This window comes from Ramlibacter sp. GS1-15, from assembly GCF_057785015.1.
Window position 1 is genome coordinate 3,622,825 of the sequence record NZ_JBYNTU010000001.1, and the last position, 16,194, is coordinate 3,639,018.

Sequence of the window (16,194 nt, forward strand, 5' to 3'; positions counted from 1 at the left end):
TGTCTCAGGAACGCAGATGACGAGCCACGAGGCTCTTCAGGAGCGGCAATTGTCCGTGAAAGAAATGAGCGCCCCCCGGCACAACAGTAACGGGGAGTTGCTGCGGCCGCGCCCAGTCCATCACTGCGGAAAGTTCCACGGTGTCGTCATGCTCGCCGTGCACGACCAGCGTACGCTCGTGCGCCTCGGCGGGTATTGCCGGCACGGCGAAACGCGACGCCGCGGTGCCCACGAGCACGATCTTCTCGGCCTGCCGCTGCGGCCAGAGCGTGACGGCGGCGCTGGCCGCGACGAAGGAGCCGAAGGAGAAGCCCGCCAGGGCAAGGGGGCCGTCCGCGGCTTCGTGCGCGATGATGTGGAGCATGTCCTCGGTTTCGCCGCGACCCTCGTCGTGCGTGCCCTGGGAGGCGCCGACGCCGCGGAAATTGAAGCGCAGCGAGCGCCAGCCGCATTGCACGAAGGCGCGGGCGAGCGTCTGCACGACCTTGTTCTCCATGGTGCCGGCGAAGAGCGGATGCGGATGCGCGATCACGGCCGTCCCGCGCACGGAAACGCCTTCGCCCGGCTCGTCGCGCAACATCTCGATGGCTCCTGCCGGGCCTTCGATCCGGAAGCGGCGCGTGTGGACGTTCAAGTGCGAGCCCCCACGCCTTGGAGCGGTCCGGCGGCGCTCATTTGCCCAGGTGCGGCGGGGTGAGCAGCCGCTCGACGATGCGTCCGTTCTTCAGGTGCGATTCGACGATCTCGTCGATGTCCTGCTCGTCGACGTAGGTGTACCAGACGGCTTCGGGATAGACGACGCAGACCGGGCCGCCGGCGCAGCGGTTCATGCACCCGGCCTGGTTGACGCGAACCTGGCCCGGGTTGGACAGGCCCGCCTGCTTCACCTTGGCCTTGCAATGCTCGTAGGCCTCGCGCGCACCGTGCGGCGCGCAGGAGTTCTCACCGGGACCGCGCTCGTTGAGGCAGAAGAAGATGTGGTGCTCGTAATACGACGAGGACGGCTTGCCGTTCATCCGGCGATTTTAGGGGGCCGGTCCCCGCGCGAGATGCGCACGACCACATAGACCAGGGTCGCGTAAGGCCACAGCCAGCCAAGCCATTGCGCGACGCCGTGGAAGCGGATGAAGCGCCCCTGCTCCCAGGCCTGCAGCGTATGCGCGAAATACGCGCTGGCGGGCGCCTGATTGAGCAGGCTCAGGTGCAGCATCAGCGCCAGCAGCACCAGCGCCGCGCAGCCGCGGCGCGGCACCGGCATGAACACCATCGCGAGGATCACGCCGGCGGCGAGGCCGACCTGCACGGGCAGGCTCAGCCAGGCCCAGGCGTGCGAGGGGCCCCAACTCAGTGCGGCGGACAACGCCGTCACGGCGACGCCGACGACCATCACGCCCGCTGCGAAGATCGCGCGCTGGCCGATCGTGCGCATGATCGAATAACCGAGCAGGCAGGGAATGATGGCGCCGAGCATCACGCAGATCGCCTCGACACCGGGCACCAGCGGCTGCAGTTCGACCTCGCGCACCGGCAGCCAGTCGAGGAAGGGCGTGTCGGTCAGCCAGTCGGCGAGCGCGGCCTCCAGCCGCTCGAACACCTGGCCCAGGCCGAAGGGCACGGCCGCGGGAAACAGCAGCGCGAACGGCCACAGCGCGAGCAGCACGAGCGCCCCGCGCGCATCGTCGACGAACCAGCCCACGCGGACGCGGCTCCAGCGATTGATCGCGCCCATGCGCTCCAGGCCCGCAGCCACCAGCGCGCCCACGAGCGCCCCGAATGTATTCAGCCCCCAGTCGAGGTTGGACGCGACACGCGACGGCAGGTAGCTCTGGAGCGACTCCATGGCGAAGGACAAGACGGCCGACGAGCCGGCGGCCACGGCGACGGCCGCCAGGACGTTGCCGCGCGCGAAGTGCGGATCGCCCCGCCGCAGGAACCCGAGCGCCAGCAGGAAGCCGAGCGGCATGTAGCCGAGGAAGTTGGCGACGAAGTCGAACGCCGTCCAGTACTTGGGCCAGGGGCTCGCCAGCCAGGCCCAGAACCCGATGCCCTGGTCACGCCAGCCCGTGAAGGGGTAGAGGCTCGCGTACACGATGAGCGCAACGTAAGCCTGCGACAGGGGCCACGCGGAGGTCTTGCGCATGCGCGACTAGAAGGGCTTGAGGACGACGAGCAGCACGATCGCGACCATCAGCACGATCGGCACCTCGTTGAACCAGCGGAACCAGACATGGCCGTGCGTGCTCGTGCCGGCGCCGAGTTGCCGCAGGATGCGCGCGCAGGCCGCGTGGTACGCGATCACGAGCACCACGGCCGCGAGCTTCGCGTGCATCCAGCCGCTGCCCCGGCCGATGCCCCAGCCGAGCCACAGCCACAGGCCCAGCGCGATGGCGGGCACGGCGAGGATCGTCGTGAACCGCAGCAGCTTGCGCGCCATCAGCAGCAGGCGCTCGCGCTCCGCCGTCGAAGCCGCCGGGACCATCGCCAGGTTCACGAAGATGCGCGGCAGGTAGAACAAGCCGGCGAACCAGCTCGCGATGAAGACGATGTGAAACGCTTTGACCCAAAGCATGAGCCGAGTGTAGAGCCGCCGCTTGCGGCAAAAAAAAAGCCCCGGCAATGCCGGGGCGTCGAAGCCTTTTTGCTGTCACACATTAAGGCGCCCGCTCAGGGAGGAAAAGCGGGGGACGGCGAACCGCCCAGCCGTAATTTAACAAACGGGCCGCCCCCTTTCAAGCCGCACGTCCGCCGACCGCAACCGGCCGCCCTGCGATTGCGCGACCGCAAGGCCCCGAATTGTCGCTTGGAGCACAATTTATGCATGATCCTGCATGCCCCGTATCCCCATGGCCGCCCCCGGAGATTGCGTCGCGACGAGTTCACGCGCGACCTGGTGCGCGAGAACATCCTCACTGCGCACGACCTGATCTACCCCGTGTTCGTGCTCGACGGCAAAGGGCAGCGCCAGCCGGTGGCGTCCATGCCGGGAGTCGAGCGCCTCTCGATCGACCTGCTGCTGCCGGTCGCCGAACAATGTGTTGCACTGGGCATCCCGGTGATGGCGCTGTTCCCGGTGATCGCCCCCGAGCTCAAGACGCCGGACGGCAAGGAAGCCCTGAACGGGAACGGCCTGGTACCGCGCGTCGTGCGCGAGCTGAAGTCGCGCTTTCCCCAACTGGGGATCATGACCGACGTGGCACTGGACCCGTTCACCAGCCATGGCCAGGACGGGCTGCTCGATGAAAGCGGTTACATCGTCAACGACGAGACCGTGGGCGTGCTGGTGCAACAGGCGCTGACCCAGTCCGACGCCGGGGTGGACATCGTCGCGCCGTCCGACATGATGGACGGCCGCGTGGGCGCGATCCGCCGCGCGCTCGAAGACCGCGGCCACATCCACACGCGCATCATGGCCTACAGCGCCAAGTACGCGAGCGCGTTCTACGGCCCGTTCCGCGACGCCGTGGGTTCGGCCTCGAACCTGGGCAAGGGCAACAAGAAGGTCTACCAGATGGACCCGGCCAACAGCGACGAGGCGCTGCGCGAAGTGGCGATGGACATCGCCGAAGGCGCCGACATGGTGATGGTCAAGCCCGGCATGCCCTACCTGGACATCGTGCGGCGCGTGAAGGACGAATTCCGCATGCCCACCTTCGTCTACCAGGTGAGCGGCGAATACGCGATGCTGCAGGCCGCGGCCCAGAACGGCTGGCTCGATCGCGATGCGGCGATGCTGGAGAGCCTGCTCGCCTTCAAGCGCGCGGGCGCCGACGGCATCCTGACCTATTTCGCGATGGACGCCGCGCGGCAATTGCGCCGTTAACATCCGGCCAATGCACATCGTCGAGTTCACGGGCGGCACGCTTCGGTTCCTGGACCACCTGCCCGTGCACGCGCCCGCCTCGGGTTTCGTGTGGATCTATCTCGAGCGCGAGGAGCTCGGTGCGCAGTCCGAAGCAGTGCAGAAGGCGGCGCAGCGCCTGGGCGGCTCGCCCATCCTCGACGTGCACATGGCCGACCTGGACAACGCGCTGCACCCCTCCGGCTACGACTACACGTCGGTCTACGACCTGGTCGTGTTCCGGCGCCTGGCCACCGATGCCGAAGTGCGCGCGGAAAGCGGCTACGCCGCGCAACCGAAACAAGGCGAGCTCAAGACCTTCGCCGACATCCGGTCACGCGCCGTGGGATTCGTCGTGTTCGACCGCGTGCTGATCTCCGTGCACCCGGCCAGCTGCTACACGGCAGACACGTTCATCCGGCGCTTCCTGGGCGACGCCGTGCAGGCCGAAAGCTTGAGTGCCGCGGCGCGCAGCCGCCTGCCGACGAGCCCGCACGACCTGATGCTGCGCATGGTGAACGTCATGGTCGACAGTTACCTCGAGCTGCGCAAGCAGCTCAACGCCGAGCTGGACGAATGGCAGCGGCAGCTGCTGGCGCCGGCCTCCCGCGGGGCCGACTGGCGCGCCTACTTCACGGCCCGCACCGCCCTGCACACGCTGGAAGACCTGTCGGAGGGCCAGCGCGATGCGATGCAGGAGTGGCTGGACACGATGCAGGAGCAGCCTGTGGCGAGCATGCCGCAGGCCGAGCGCGACAGCCTGCTGGCGCGCGCGCGCGACGTGATCGAACACATCCAGCGCGTGCTGCTCCACGTGCGGCGCATGGAGCAAGGCGCCGAGACCGCGATCCAGATCCACTTCTCGGCCCTGAGCCATCGCACGAACGAGATCATGCGCGTGCTCACCGCCCTGACGGCCGTGTTCCTGCCGCTGAACTTCATCACCGGCTTTTTCGGGATGAATTTCGAGTTCCTCCCGTTGATCCATTCCGACAAGGCGATGTGGGTGATGCTGGGGATCATGCTGCTGACGCTGCTGACGCTGCTGGCGATCTTCTGGCGCAAGCGCTACCTGGACCGCACCGGGCGTTGAGGACGACGCGATGACGAAGCGCCGCAACAATCCCGCCACCCCGCGCGAGCCGCAGGCCAACTACCGCAAAGGCACGACGGGCGCCGATGTCACGCGCGAGAACGTCGAGGCGATGCAGCGGCTGGAGGAAGCCCAGGTGAGGCGCCGCACGACGGCCGACCGCGTCGCCGGCGGCATCGCGCGTTTTTGCGGCAGCATGTCTTTCGTCTGGATCCACGTGGCCGTGTTCGCGCTTTGGATCGGCTACAACGCGCAGCCCTGGTTCCCGCACTTCGACCCCTACCCGTTCACGTTCCTCACGCTCGTGGTCTCGCTGGAAGCCATCTTCCTGTCGACCTTCATCCTCATCAGCCAGAACTACGAGATGCGCATCACGGAGCGGCGCAACCAGCTGGACCTGCAGATCAACCTGCTCGCCGAGCAGGAGAACACCAAGATGCTGCAGGTGCTGGAGCTGATCGCCAAGAAGGTCGGTGCGCACGTCGAGGACGACCCGCAAATCCGCGCGCTCGAGGAAGCGACTCGGCCCGACTCGCTGGTGCGCCAGATCGAGGAGGCCTACCGGGGCAAGCCGGATGCCTGAGCGGGTTGTCTACAGCCTGAACACCGCCTTGCGCTCGCCGACCTTCGCGCCGCGAACGCTCAGGATGTCTTCACTGCTCCAGGGCCGCAGCTCTTCGCGCTGCCGGTCATCGAGCCAGCCGAGTTGATCCAGCACTTCCATCGTCGCGGCGAACAGCGCGTTCCTGTTGCCGTCGGCGATCTTGATGGCGAAGGCCTCGCCGCGGCTCACGCTGGCGAACGCCTGCACGCCTTCGGCCCCGACCTTGGTCACCCAGTCGCCACGGCCCGCGCGCATGAACGCGAGGTCGCTGCGGCCGGTGCCCGACACGAGCTCGGGATAGGTCTTCATCGCATCGGCCATCCGGGCGAAGCTGCCGCCGAATTCGCCATCGCGCTCGCCGCTGGCCAGGCGCGCATACGCGCGCGCCAGCGCCGAGAGGGGCATGGCGTAGTTCGGCGCCGAGCAGCCGTCGATGCCCATCTTCAGCTGCGATTCCTCGAGCCCGCTCGCGCGCGCCACGTGCGAGCGGATCGACTGCTGCAACGGGTGCGCAGGCTCCAGGTAGTCGTCGAGCGACCAGCCGCTCGCCACGCAGTGCGCGAGCATCCCGGCGTGCTTGCCGCTGCAGTTGTGCATGCGCTCGTCGATGTGCGCCGGCGCCGGGCCCACGCCCTGCTCCACGTAGTACGGCACATGGCAGCCGCACTGCAGGCGCTTGTAACCGACGCCCGCCTTGTCGAGGATGGACTGCACCTGTTCCACGTGCATGGGCTCGCCGCTGTGGCTGGCGCACATGAGCGCGATGTTCTGCGGCGTGATGCCGAGCGCGCGCGCACCGCCCGACTGCATGAACGACAGCGCCTGCAAGGCTTTCAGCGTCGACCGCGTGAACGCCTGCCAATGCGGATCGCCGGCCGACGCGAGCACGCGGCCCCGGGTGTCGCACACGGCCAGCGCGCCGAAGTGGACGTTCTCCAGCGCGTCGCCGCGGTAAGTCTGAACGAGGGGCACGAGGGAAGGCATGGCCGGATTATCGGCCGTGGCCCGGCCGGGCAGGCCGCACATCGCGGATAATGCAGGGTCTCCACGACGCGGCTGTAGCTCAGTGGATAGAGTATTGGCCTCCGAAGCCAAGGGTCGTGGGTTCGATCCCCGCCAGCCGCGCCAAGTCTGTTTCAAGCCGATGTCCTCGTGTGGAGCCCTCACTCGCGGGCGCCCGTGATAGTCACTGCGGGCCCGGTGGTTGGGGTGGACGTGCCGATCACGGTGCCGTTCAGAAAGTCGAGCTTGCCCGTAACAGTGCCGTCTCGCAGGTTCACGGCGAACTCGCCCGTGGAGGGGTTGAGGCTAACCCCGCAGGTGGTGAACGAGCCCGTGGCGGTATAGAAGCAGCCCGCCCCGGCGGTCGACGTGATCCTGACCGTCGTGCCGCTCGACAGGTTGGCCGTGTCCGACATCAGCCAGTCGCCTTGGTAGGAGGCCGGGCTCAGCGCCACCGGCACGTCGGGATCGACGATGGGCAGGCCCAGTTGCGTCAAGAGCGCATCGGTCGCCACCAGATTCAGGCGCGCCGTGTTCACGACATACGGCTTGTTCTGGTAGCCGAAATACACCGCGCCATTGCGCTCCACGAACACGCGCCGGTAGTTCAGGCTTCCGGTCAGGAGCGGGGATGCGTCCAACGTCAGGAGGCGACCATCCCCCAGGCTCTGGATCGCGTAGGTGCCGATGCCGATGGGGTCGCAGTTGCGGGCCCAGCCGTCGCTCGAGCGCTCCTGGCAGGCGTAGTACTTGACCGTGTTGTTGCTGCCGAAGGCGGCGCGCACCAGCGTGTTGGTCGTGTAGTAGCCGCTCTGGATGCCGCCGACCGGCGCCGCGCCGATGGTGCCGATCGCGATCGTGCTCTGACCCCACCATTCATTGCGCGTCCCGCTGGACACCGTCGCCGTGCCGGTCGAGGTCGTGATCGTGATCGTGGCGGGAGCGAAGACGCACGGCGTGCCTGGGTTCGCCGCGATGACGCTTTCCAGCGTCGTCGCCAAAGTGCTCGACAGAATGGAAGCACAGGCAGATGTCGTGTCGGTGGGGCTGGTCTTGCCAGCCGCGATCGCAGAGCTGAAGTTCCTCACGATATTGCCGTAGCCGGGATAGTAGGCCGGTGCCTCCGTCAGCGGCGTATTGATGTGATAGAAGAGCTGGGCACCCGTCGGGAACGTCGCGTTGCCCAGCAGCCAGGCGGCGGACGCGATCTCCAGGTTCGTCAGGCCCGCGCCGGTGATCTGGTTGTACACGTCGATCATCGTGCGCCCGCCGATGTCGAAGCCGGCGCGGTTGGTGCGGCCGGTCTCGAGCTTGTCGCAGTAGTCGTAGGTGATGTTGCCCAGCGCGTCACGCACCGAGCTGAGGGATTCGCCGTTGAACCCGCAGGTCACCCAGGCCGCGCCGTTCCAGTGCCGGTCGGACTGGCGGGCCGGCGTCGCGCCCGTGTTCCAGTTGGCAAAGACGCCGTCAACGCTCTGACTGCGGAGATCGACGAACCGCGTGTTGCTGGAAGCGTCGGGCGTGTTTTGCGCGGCCGTGCTGACGAACACGCGCACCAGCCAGTCCTGCACGTCCGTGAACTTCAGGGCCCTCAGCTGCGCGCTGGCCACCGGCGCGTCAGTGGACGTGCCGCCGGCAAGGACCTGGTTGTCGACGGCCACCAGCATGGCGAGGGAGGTCGCCGTCAGTCCGGTCGACGGATCGGCGATCACGGCCTTGGCCAGCGCGGTCAGGGCCGCCGTCCTCGCGCCGGCGCTGGTGGCCCCGGTCACGCCGGGGTCCGACAGATGACTGACGAGCGTGGGCAGGATTTCCAGCAGCTTGTGCTGGACCGCGCGGTCGAGGTCGGCCTGCGTGATCGTCGTGCCGTCGAATGCCCTGGTGCCCACGGCGGCGGCAAGCGCAGCAGACAGCTGCTGACTCGTGATGACCACCATGCGCGCGATCGTGCCGGCGTTCTGGCTGTCGCCGGTGCTGCTCTTGGTGAAGTCGGCAAAGAGCGAGACGTTCACACCCAGCAGGGCCTTTAGAGAAGTTTCCGCCGCCGCACTGGTCGCGCCACTGCTTTCGACGAGCGACTGCACCAGGGTGGTCAGCGGGCTGACCACGGCCGGCTGGTCCGCCGGCGCCTTCAACGTGAACGGCACCGTGACCGGACCGTTATCGACATCGACCGCGTCCGTGCCGACGATCGCGAGGATCGGGTACTTGCCGGCGTCCGCAGGATCCACTGGCAGCGTGACCTTGCCCGAGCTGTCGGTCTTGCCGGAGGGCTCGCTGCTGTCGCACACGCCGTTCTTGTTCTTGTCCAGGCAGACGCTGGCCTTCCAGATGGCACCATCAACGACCGTGACCGAGAACGTGGCAGTTGCCGTCGCCGTGGTCGAGTTCGAACTGTCGCCTCCTCCGCACGCGGTCATCAGCAGCGAGCCAGCGCCCGCGAGCGCGAGCGCGAGCGCGAGCGCGAGCGAAAAATGCTGAAGCGGCGTTTTCATCGAAGTCCACGTGTCCTGCGGAAAGTAGAGCATCGGCAAGCGCGGCTCGGGTCCCTTCTGGGATGGTTCCGGGATGGTTGCGGGATGGTTCCGGGATAGCCCAATGGAGCCATGCGGGTCCACGAAAGACTCAAATGCACGCTGTCTCGACCAGCTCCGCATCCAACTTCAACTTCTCCTTCAGCTCGGCCACCCAAAGCCGCGCCCGTCCTACATGCGTGCGCGTGCGGCGGCGCCACAGTCGCGCGAGGGAGACGCGGCATGCAGCAACAACAACCCTGGAACGGCCAGGAACGCCGGCGCGCGACCGACCGGACGTTCCTGGCGCAGCAATTGCCCCGGCGCACGGTGGCCATGGTGCTCGCGGGCGGGCGTGGTTCGCGCCTGCACGACCTCACGGACCGGCGCGCGAAGCCGGCCGTCTACTTCGGCGGCAAGTTCCGCATCATCGACTTCGTCCTGTCGAACTGCATCAACTCGGGCATTCGCCGCATCGGCGTGCTCACGCAGTACAAGTCGCATTCGCTGTTGCGCCACCTGCAGCGCGGCTGGGCCTTCCTGCGCGGCGAAGTGGGCGAGTTCATCGACCTGCTGCCGGCGCAGCAGCGCGTGAACGAGGCGTACTGGTATCGCGGCACGGCCGACGCGATCTACCAGAACATCGACATCCTGCGGTCCTACAACCCCGAGTACATCCTGGTGCTCGCGGGCGACCACATCTACAAGATGGATTACTCGCTGATGCTGCTCGACCATGTCGAGCGCGGCACCCGCTGCACGGTCGGCTGCGTCGAAGTGCCGCGCATGGAAGCGACCGCACTCGGCGTGATGGCGATCGACGAGGACCGCAAGATCACCGCCTTTCTCGAGAAGCCCAAGGATCCGCCGGGCATGCCGGGCAAGCCCGACCGAGCGCTCGGCAGCATGGGCATCTACGCTTTCGATGCGGACTACCTGTACCACCTGCTCGAGGAAGACCTGGCCGATCCGGCATCCGAACACGACTTCGGCAAGAACGTGATCCCGCGGGTCGTGCGCGAAGGCGCCGCGCTCGCGCATCCGCTGGCGATGTCGAGCGTGCCGTACAACGCGCCGCACGAGCCCTACTGGCGCGACGTGGGGACCATCGATGCGTTCTGGTCCGCGAACCTGGACCTCGCCTCCGACTTGCCGACGCTCAATCTGTACGACCGCGAATGGCCGATCTGGACCTACCAGGAGCAGCTGCCGCCCGCGAAGTTCGTGCCCGACGACAAGGGACGCCACGGCGAGACGGCCAACCTGCTGGTGTCGGGCGGCTGCATCGTGTCGGGATCGGACATCACCGAATCGGTGTTGTTCTCCAACGTGCGCGTGCACTCGTGCTGCACCATCCGGCAGGCGGTGATCATGCCGGGGTGTGTGATCGGCCGCGGGTGCAAGCTGAGCAAGGTGGTCATCGATCGCGGCTGCCGCATTCCCGAAGGGCTCGCCGTCGGCGAAGACCCTGCGCTCGATGCCCGGCGTTTCCATCGCACCGAGAACGGCGTCGTGCTGATCACCGCAGAGATGCTCGGCACGTTGTGACCGCCGTTGCATCACGGACCAGCCTCGACGACCCCACGGCGTGCGCTTTCTGGCTAGGATTCCGCGACGATGAAGCTGGTGGTGTTCGGGCTCACGGTCTCTTCGTCCTGGGGTAACGGGCATGCGACCCTGTGGCGGGGACTGGCCCGGGCCTGGGCCGGGCGCGGCCACGAATTCGTCTTCTTCGAACGCGACGTTCCCTATTACGCCGCCAACCGCGACCTCATGCAGATGCCCGGTGGCGAGCTGCTGCTTTATCGCGAGTGGGGCGACGTGCGCGAACGCGCCGCGCAGCACATCCGCGAAGCCGACGCCGTGATGGTCACGTCGTATTGCCCGGACGGTGTCGCGGCGACCGAACTGATCGCGGGCGAGGCACGGGATGCGGTCAAGGTGTTCTACGACCTGGACACGCCGGTCACGCTCGAGAATGTGCGTGCGGGCCAGCCGGTCGCGTACCTCGGCCCGCGAGGCTTGCGCGATTTCGACCTGGTGCTCAGCTTCACAGGGGGCGCGGCACTGGATGAATTGCGGGAGCGGCTGTGCGCACGCGAGGTGCGCACGCTGTACGGCCATGTCGATCCGCAGGTGCACCGCCGCGTCGCGCCGGTCACCAATTACGTCTGCGCCCTCTCCTACCTGGGCACGTATGCGGCCGATCGGCAGGCGGCCCTGGAGACGCTCTTCGTCGAGCCGGCCCGGCGCCTGCCCGACCTGGAGTTCCTCATCGGCGGCGCGCAGTACCCGCAGGATTTCCCGTGGACGCGCAACATCCGGTTCGTGCGCCACATGCCGCCTTCGGAGCATCCGGGCTTCTTCTCGTCGTCGCGCTGGACGCTCAATGTGACGCGACGCGCGATGGCGGTGAACGGTTACTGCCCGTCGGGGCGCCTGTTCGAAGCGGCGGCATGCGGCACGCCGGCCATCAGCGACGCGTGGGCGGGGCTCGAGGAATTCTTCCGGCCGTCGGACGAGATCGTCGTGGCGCGCACGACACAGGACGTGGTCGATGCGCTGCAGCTGGGCGACGCCGAGGTGGATCGCATCGCGCGCGCCGCGCGCGAGCGCGTGCTCGCGCAGCACACGTCGGCCCATCGGGCGCGCGAGCTCGAGGAACTGCTCGAAGACGCGCGCGCACCGGCGGCGGGGATCGCATGAACAGGATTGCAGGGAGCTGAACACCATGTGGGGCATCGTTCCGGCCGCGGGCCTGGGCACGCGGATCCAGCCGCTTGGCTTTTCCAAGGAGTTGCTGCCCGTCGGCAGCACGCTCGCCGGCGACATCGAGCGGCCGCGTGCCGTCAGCGAGTTCCTTGTCGAGCGTATGCTGAAGGCGGGCGCCACGCGCATCTGCTTCGTGGTCGCGCCGGGCAAGGCCGACATCGTGCAGTACTACGGCACCACGATGCAGTCGGCCGACCTGTGCTATGTCGTGCAGCCGAAGGCCGGCGGCCTGTGCGACGCCATCTTCCGCGCGAACTCGCTGGTGCGGCCCGACGAGAGCGTCCTGGTGGGCCTGCCGGACACCATCTGGTTTCCCGACGACGGCTTCGCGGCGTTACCCGACGACACGCTGTCGTTCCTGCTGTTCCCGGTCGATCGGCCCGAGGCCTTCGACGCCGTGGTCACCGACGATCAAGGCAACGTGCTGGAGATCCAGGTCAAGCACCCGGACGCCAAATCGAACTGGATCTGGGGCGCGTTCAAGCTGCCCGGCCGCGTGCTGCACGAGCTCGAAGCGCTGTGGCAGCAGCGCGGCCGCCGCGACGAATATGTCGGCACGCTGGTCAACGCCTACCTGCAGAAGGGGGGTCGCGCGATCGGCGTGCGCCGCGGCGAATCGTACGTCGATGTCGGCACGGTCAACGGCTATCGCGAGGCGCTCGGCCTGTTGGGAGCGCGCAAGCGCGCGCCCGCGGCGGAAGCTGCGCGACCGCCGACGGTGTGCGGCAACACGGGCGCGGCGATCGTCAAGCGTCCGGGCGACGCGCCGGCGCGCATCGCGAAGAAGCTGTTCACGCACGAGGAGATCGCGCGGCGCGTGCACGAGCTGGGCGACTGGTTCCAGAACATCGACCTGGCCGGCGTGCCGACGGCGCCGGCCCATTTCCTGGGCGACTACCCCTCGCTCAAGTGGAAGAAGTTCGCGCACTTGCTGCCCGGCGACATGAGCGGCATGTCCGTACTGGACATGGGCTGCAACGCGGGCTTTCATTCGTTCGAGATGAAGCGGCGTGGCGCGAGCCGCGTGGTCGCGATCGATTTCGACGACTATTACCTGAACCAGGCGCGCTTCGCCGCCGAGGTGCTGGGTCACGAGGACATCGAGTTCCGGCGCCTGTCGGTGTACGACGTCGCTTCGCTCGGCGAGAAGTTCGACCTGGTCCTCTTCATGGGCCTGATCTATCACTTGCGGCACCCGCTGCTCGCGCTGGACCTGATCCACGAGCACGTCGCGAAAGACATGCTGCTGTACCAGTCGCTGCAGCGCGGCAGCAGCGAGGTCGAGCCGCTGGCCGAGGACTACGACTTCTGGGAAACCGAGATCTTCGAACGGCCCTCGTACCCGCGCCTGCACTTCGTCGAGAACAAGTATTCGCACGACGAGACCAACTGGTGGATCCCGAATGCCGCCGGCAGCGCCGCGATGCTTCGGAGCGCCGGCTTCCAGGTGATCGCCCACCCTGAAGAGGAAGTGTTCCTGTGCCGGCGCGGCGAACTGCCTGCGGGCGGCGACACGCAACGCGCGGCCTACCCGCTGAAAGCGTGAGCGCGCCGTGCACCTCACTGACCTGCTGGCCGGGCCGCGCGCGATGCTGGTCGCCGCGCATCCCGACGACGAGAGCGTCGGTGCATCGACGCTGCTGCCGCGCCTGGCGCACGCACGCTTCGTCTATGTGACGGACGGCGCGCCGCGCGACGGGCGCGACGCCGCACGGCAAGGCCGGACCGTCGAGGAGTACCGCGACGCGAGGCGGCGCGAACGCGCCGCAGCGTTCGCGCTATGCGGGCTGGATCCCTCGCGCATCATCGAACTCGATTGCCCCGATCAGCAGGCGGCCTTGCGCCTGGCCCCGCTCGCCCGCAAGCTGGCGACCTGGCTGGACGAGTGCCGCGTCGAAACGGTGCTCACGCATCCTTATGAGGGCGGTCACCCCGATCACGACGCGACCGCGTTCGTCGTGCATGCCGCTGCTCACCTTGCCCGGCGCAGACCCGTGATCGTCGAGATGACTTCGTACCACAAGGGGCCGCAGGGACTGGTGGCGTGCGAGTTCCTTCCGGACGCCGCTGTCGACCCGCAAACGACCACGACCTTGTTGTCCGGGCAGCAGCGTGCGTTCAAGCAGTCGCTGCTCGACTGCTATGCCTCGCAACACGACACCTTGCGCTGGCTGCCGCTCGATGTCGAACGATTCCGGCCCGCACCACGCCACGACTTCCGTCGATCGCCGCACGATGGGCAACTGTGGTACGAAACGCGCGACTGGGGCCTAGATGGCCCGCGCTTTCGCGAGCTGGCCGCCGATGCGATGCGCGAGCTGGGGATCGAGTCATGAGCCTGACGGTCCTGAGCGTCGCGTTCCCCTTCGCGCGCGTCGCGCCCGATGCGGTGGGGGGCGCCGAACAGGTGCTCGGGCGGATCGATGCGGCGTTGGTGCGTGCCGGGCATCGCTCGCTCGTCGTCGCGAGCGCGGATTCGACGGTGCAGGGGCGCCTCACCGGCGTACAGGTTCCGACCGGGCCGCTCACCGACAGCCAGCGGCGCCGCACCTGGGCCGAATGCCGCGAGTGCGTGATCCGCGCGATCGGCGCCTTCCGGCCGGACGTGGTGCACATGCACGGCCTGGATTTTTTCGAGTACTTGCCGCCGCCCGGTGACGTGCCGATCGTCGTCACGCTGCACCTGCCGCCGTCGTGGTATCCACCACGCGCGTTCGACCCTGCACGCGAGGACGTGCACCTGCATTGCGTCTCGCGCAGCCAGCATGCGCAGTGCCCGCCGGGTGCGCGGCTGCTGGCACCGATCCCCAACGGCGTACCCGTTCGCGATCGTGTGCCGCGGGTGCGCCGTCAAGGGTTCGCGCTGGCATTGGGGCGCATCTGCCCCGAGAAGAACTGGCATGCCGCGCTCGACGCGGGCCGGATCGCGGGTGTGCCCGTGCTGCTCGCCGGCGAGGTGTTTCCGTACGAGGCGCACCGCGACTATTTCGATGCGCAGATCCGGCCACGGCTGGACCACGCCCGCCGTTTCGTCGGCCCGGTCGGGCCGCGCATGAAGCACCGCCTGCTGGCCCGCGCGCACTGCCTGCTCGTGCCGAGCCTGGCCCCGGAGACAAGTTCGCTGGTTGCGATGGAGGCGCTGGCCTGCGGCACGCCGGTCATCGCTTATGCGAGTGGCGCGCTGACCGAGATCGTCCAAGAGGGGGTGACGGGTTTTCTCGTGGACTCGCCCGGAGCCATGGCCGCGGCCATCGCGCGCTGCGAGCACATCGCGCGCTCCCGCTGCCACGCGGTCGCACGCGAAAGGTTCGACGTGAAGCGCATGTTGGCACAGTACTTCGATGTCTATCACCAGCTCGCGGCGCACACGGTCGACTTCGCTTGAGGTCCTGACCTCGACGGACGCGCTCGACAGCCTGCGCCCGGATTGGGAACGCTTGTGGCGCCGCGCGCGCGCGACCCCGTTCCAGTCGCCGGCCTGGCTGCGGCCCTGGTGGACGCATGTGGGCTGCGGCGAGCTGGCGAGCCTGGCCGTGCGCGATGCGGACGACGGCGAGCTCGTGGGCCTTGCGCCCTTGTACATCTTCCGCGACGGCCGTGGCGTGCGCCACCTGTTCCCGCTGGGGATCGGGACGACCGATCGCATCGATGCGCTGGCCGACCCCGGGCGCGAAGACGAAGTCGCGCAGGCCATCGTGGAGCACGTCGAGGCCCTGCGCGGCGAATGGGACGTGCTCGAGTGGCCGCAGCTTGCGCAGCACGCGGTGCTGCTGCGCTGCCGCTGGCCCGCGTCGTGGCGCATGGGCGTGAGGGCATGCGAGGCGAATCCGGTGCTGCCCTTGCCGGCGCGGGTGCCCGAGCCGATGGCGAAGAGCCTCGCCTATTGCCGCCGTCGCGCGGCACGCGACGTCGCCCCTCGCATCGAGATGGCGGACGCGAGCAACACGCATGCGCTGCTGGGTGCGCTTGCCGCGCTGCATGCGAAGCGATGGGCGCGGCGCGGCTTGCCGGGCGTGTTCGGCGAGCCGGGTGTCCTCGCCGCGCACCGCGAGGCCGCGCCGCAACTTCTGGCGCTGGGGCTGCTGCGCCTGCTCGCGCTTCGTTTCGAGGGCGAGATCGTCGGCATGGCGCTTGCCCTCGCCGATGCACCGGGCGTGCCGCGGCGGCGCTGGTATTGGTACATCGGCGGCTTCGATCCCGCCTTTTCCATCTACAGCCCCGGCACGCTCCTGATCGGCCACGCGATCGATGCGGCAACCGCCGAAGGCGCGAGCGCGTTCGACTTCCTGCGCGGCGCCGAAGACTACAAGTACCGCTGGGGCGCGAACGACGAACCGATGTTCGCGCTGGACATCAATCCCTAGGAAGTGTC

At 68.0% G+C, this 16,194-nt stretch carries 15 protein-coding genes and 1 tRNA gene; 10 read left to right on the top strand and 6 right to left on the bottom strand.

The features are described 5' to 3' along the window. Positions 1-4: 4 nt before the first annotated feature. From AC3EF3_RS18185 to AC3EF3_RS18200, 4 genes are read right to left on the bottom strand one after another with little or no spacing between them, the layout of a single operon-like run. A complete protein-coding gene (locus AC3EF3_RS18185) occupies positions 5-634 on the bottom strand; it encodes an alpha/beta hydrolase (RefSeq protein ID WP_488533550.1) in 630 nt (209 codons plus the stop codon). 37 nt (positions 635-671) lie between these two features. Beyond that, the gene (locus AC3EF3_RS18190) at positions 672-1,016 is read right to left on the bottom strand and encodes a (2Fe-2S) ferredoxin domain-containing protein (protein ID WP_488533551.1); all 345 of its coding nucleotides are present in this window, start codon (positions 1,014-1,016) and stop codon (positions 672-674) included. Continuing rightward, on the bottom strand, positions 1,013-2,140 hold the full coding sequence (locus AC3EF3_RS18195; protein ID WP_488533552.1) for a VanZ family protein: 1,128 nt from the start codon (positions 2,138-2,140) through the stop codon (positions 1,013-1,015). The genes AC3EF3_RS18190 and AC3EF3_RS18195 overlap by 4 nt, the downstream gene beginning before the upstream one ends. A 6-nt stretch (positions 2,141-2,146) precedes the next feature. Continuing rightward, a complete protein-coding gene (locus AC3EF3_RS18200) occupies positions 2,147-2,569 on the bottom strand; it encodes a CopD family protein (protein ID WP_488533553.1) in 423 nt (140 codons plus the stop codon). 249 nt (positions 2,570-2,818) lie between these two features. On the opposite strand from AC3EF3_RS18200, the gene hemB reads away from it, so the two are divergent. From hemB to AC3EF3_RS18215, 3 genes are read left to right on the top strand one after another with little or no spacing between them, the layout of a single operon-like run. Continuing rightward, positions 2,819-3,820: a porphobilinogen synthase gene (gene hemB / locus AC3EF3_RS18205; RefSeq protein ID WP_488533554.1), complete on the top strand. Its 1,002-nt coding sequence runs from the start codon at positions 2,819-2,821 to the stop codon at positions 3,818-3,820. A 10-nt stretch (positions 3,821-3,830) separates the two neighbouring features. Further along, positions 3,831-4,931: a magnesium transporter CorA family protein gene (locus AC3EF3_RS18210; RefSeq protein ID WP_488533555.1), complete on the top strand. Its 1,101-nt coding sequence runs from the start codon at positions 3,831-3,833 to the stop codon at positions 4,929-4,931. A gap of 10 nt (positions 4,932-4,941) precedes the next feature. Continuing rightward, positions 4,942-5,514 (top strand): DUF1003 domain-containing protein, encoded by a 573-nt coding sequence (locus AC3EF3_RS18215; RefSeq protein ID WP_488533556.1) that lies wholly within the window; start codon positions 4,942-4,944, stop codon positions 5,512-5,514. Positions 5,515-5,523: 9 nt separating this feature from the next. Here AC3EF3_RS18215 and AC3EF3_RS18220 read toward each other — a convergent pair whose 3' ends face one another. Beyond that, the gene (locus tag AC3EF3_RS18220) at positions 5,524-6,519 is read right to left on the bottom strand and encodes an asparaginase (protein ID WP_488533557.1); all 996 of its coding nucleotides are present in this window, start codon (positions 6,517-6,519) and stop codon (positions 5,524-5,526) included. 68 nt (positions 6,520-6,587) lie between these two features. Between AC3EF3_RS18220 and AC3EF3_RS18225 the strand changes: the two genes are divergently transcribed. Then, positions 6,588-6,663 (top strand) — tRNA-Arg (locus AC3EF3_RS18225). A gap of 35 nt (positions 6,664-6,698) precedes the next feature. On the opposite strand, the gene AC3EF3_RS18230 is transcribed toward AC3EF3_RS18225, so the two are convergent. After that, a complete protein-coding gene (locus tag AC3EF3_RS18230; protein WP_488533558.1) occupies positions 6,699-9,032 on the bottom strand; it encodes a hypothetical protein in 2,334 nt (777 codons plus the stop codon). 261 nt (positions 9,033-9,293) lie between these two features. Here AC3EF3_RS18230 and glgC point away from each other — a divergent pair, with 261 nt between their 5' ends. The 6 genes from glgC to AC3EF3_RS18260 all read left to right on the top strand — a co-directional run bounded on the left by glgC (position 9,294) and on the right by AC3EF3_RS18260 (position 16,186). After that, positions 9,294-10,598, top strand: a complete 1,305-nt coding sequence (gene glgC, locus AC3EF3_RS18235; protein WP_488533559.1) for a glucose-1-phosphate adenylyltransferase — start codon at positions 9,294-9,296, stop codon at positions 10,596-10,598. A gap of 69 nt (positions 10,599-10,667) precedes the next feature. Beyond that, complete coding sequence (locus AC3EF3_RS18240) at positions 10,668-11,756, top strand: CgeB family protein (RefSeq protein ID WP_488533560.1); 1,089 nt, start codon at positions 10,668-10,670, stop codon at positions 11,754-11,756. 25 nt (positions 11,757-11,781) lie between these two features. Beyond that, positions 11,782-13,368, top strand: a complete 1,587-nt coding sequence (locus AC3EF3_RS18245) for a TIGR04290 family methyltransferase (RefSeq protein WP_488533561.1) — start codon at positions 11,782-11,784, stop codon at positions 13,366-13,368. Positions 13,369-13,375: 7 nt separating this feature from the next. Then, positions 13,376-14,158, top strand: a complete 783-nt coding sequence (locus tag AC3EF3_RS18250) for a PIG-L deacetylase family protein (RefSeq protein ID WP_488533562.1) — start codon at positions 13,376-13,378, stop codon at positions 14,156-14,158. Continuing rightward, positions 14,155-15,207 (top strand): glycosyltransferase, encoded by a 1,053-nt coding sequence (locus AC3EF3_RS18255; protein ID WP_488533563.1) that lies wholly within the window; start codon positions 14,155-14,157, stop codon positions 15,205-15,207. The genes AC3EF3_RS18250 and AC3EF3_RS18255 overlap by 4 nt, the downstream gene beginning before the upstream one ends. Positions 15,208-15,259: 52 nt before the next feature. Then, positions 15,260-16,186, top strand: a complete 927-nt coding sequence (locus AC3EF3_RS18260; RefSeq protein WP_488533564.1) for a GNAT family N-acetyltransferase — start codon at positions 15,260-15,262, stop codon at positions 16,184-16,186. Positions 16,187-16,194: the final 8 nt, after the last annotated feature.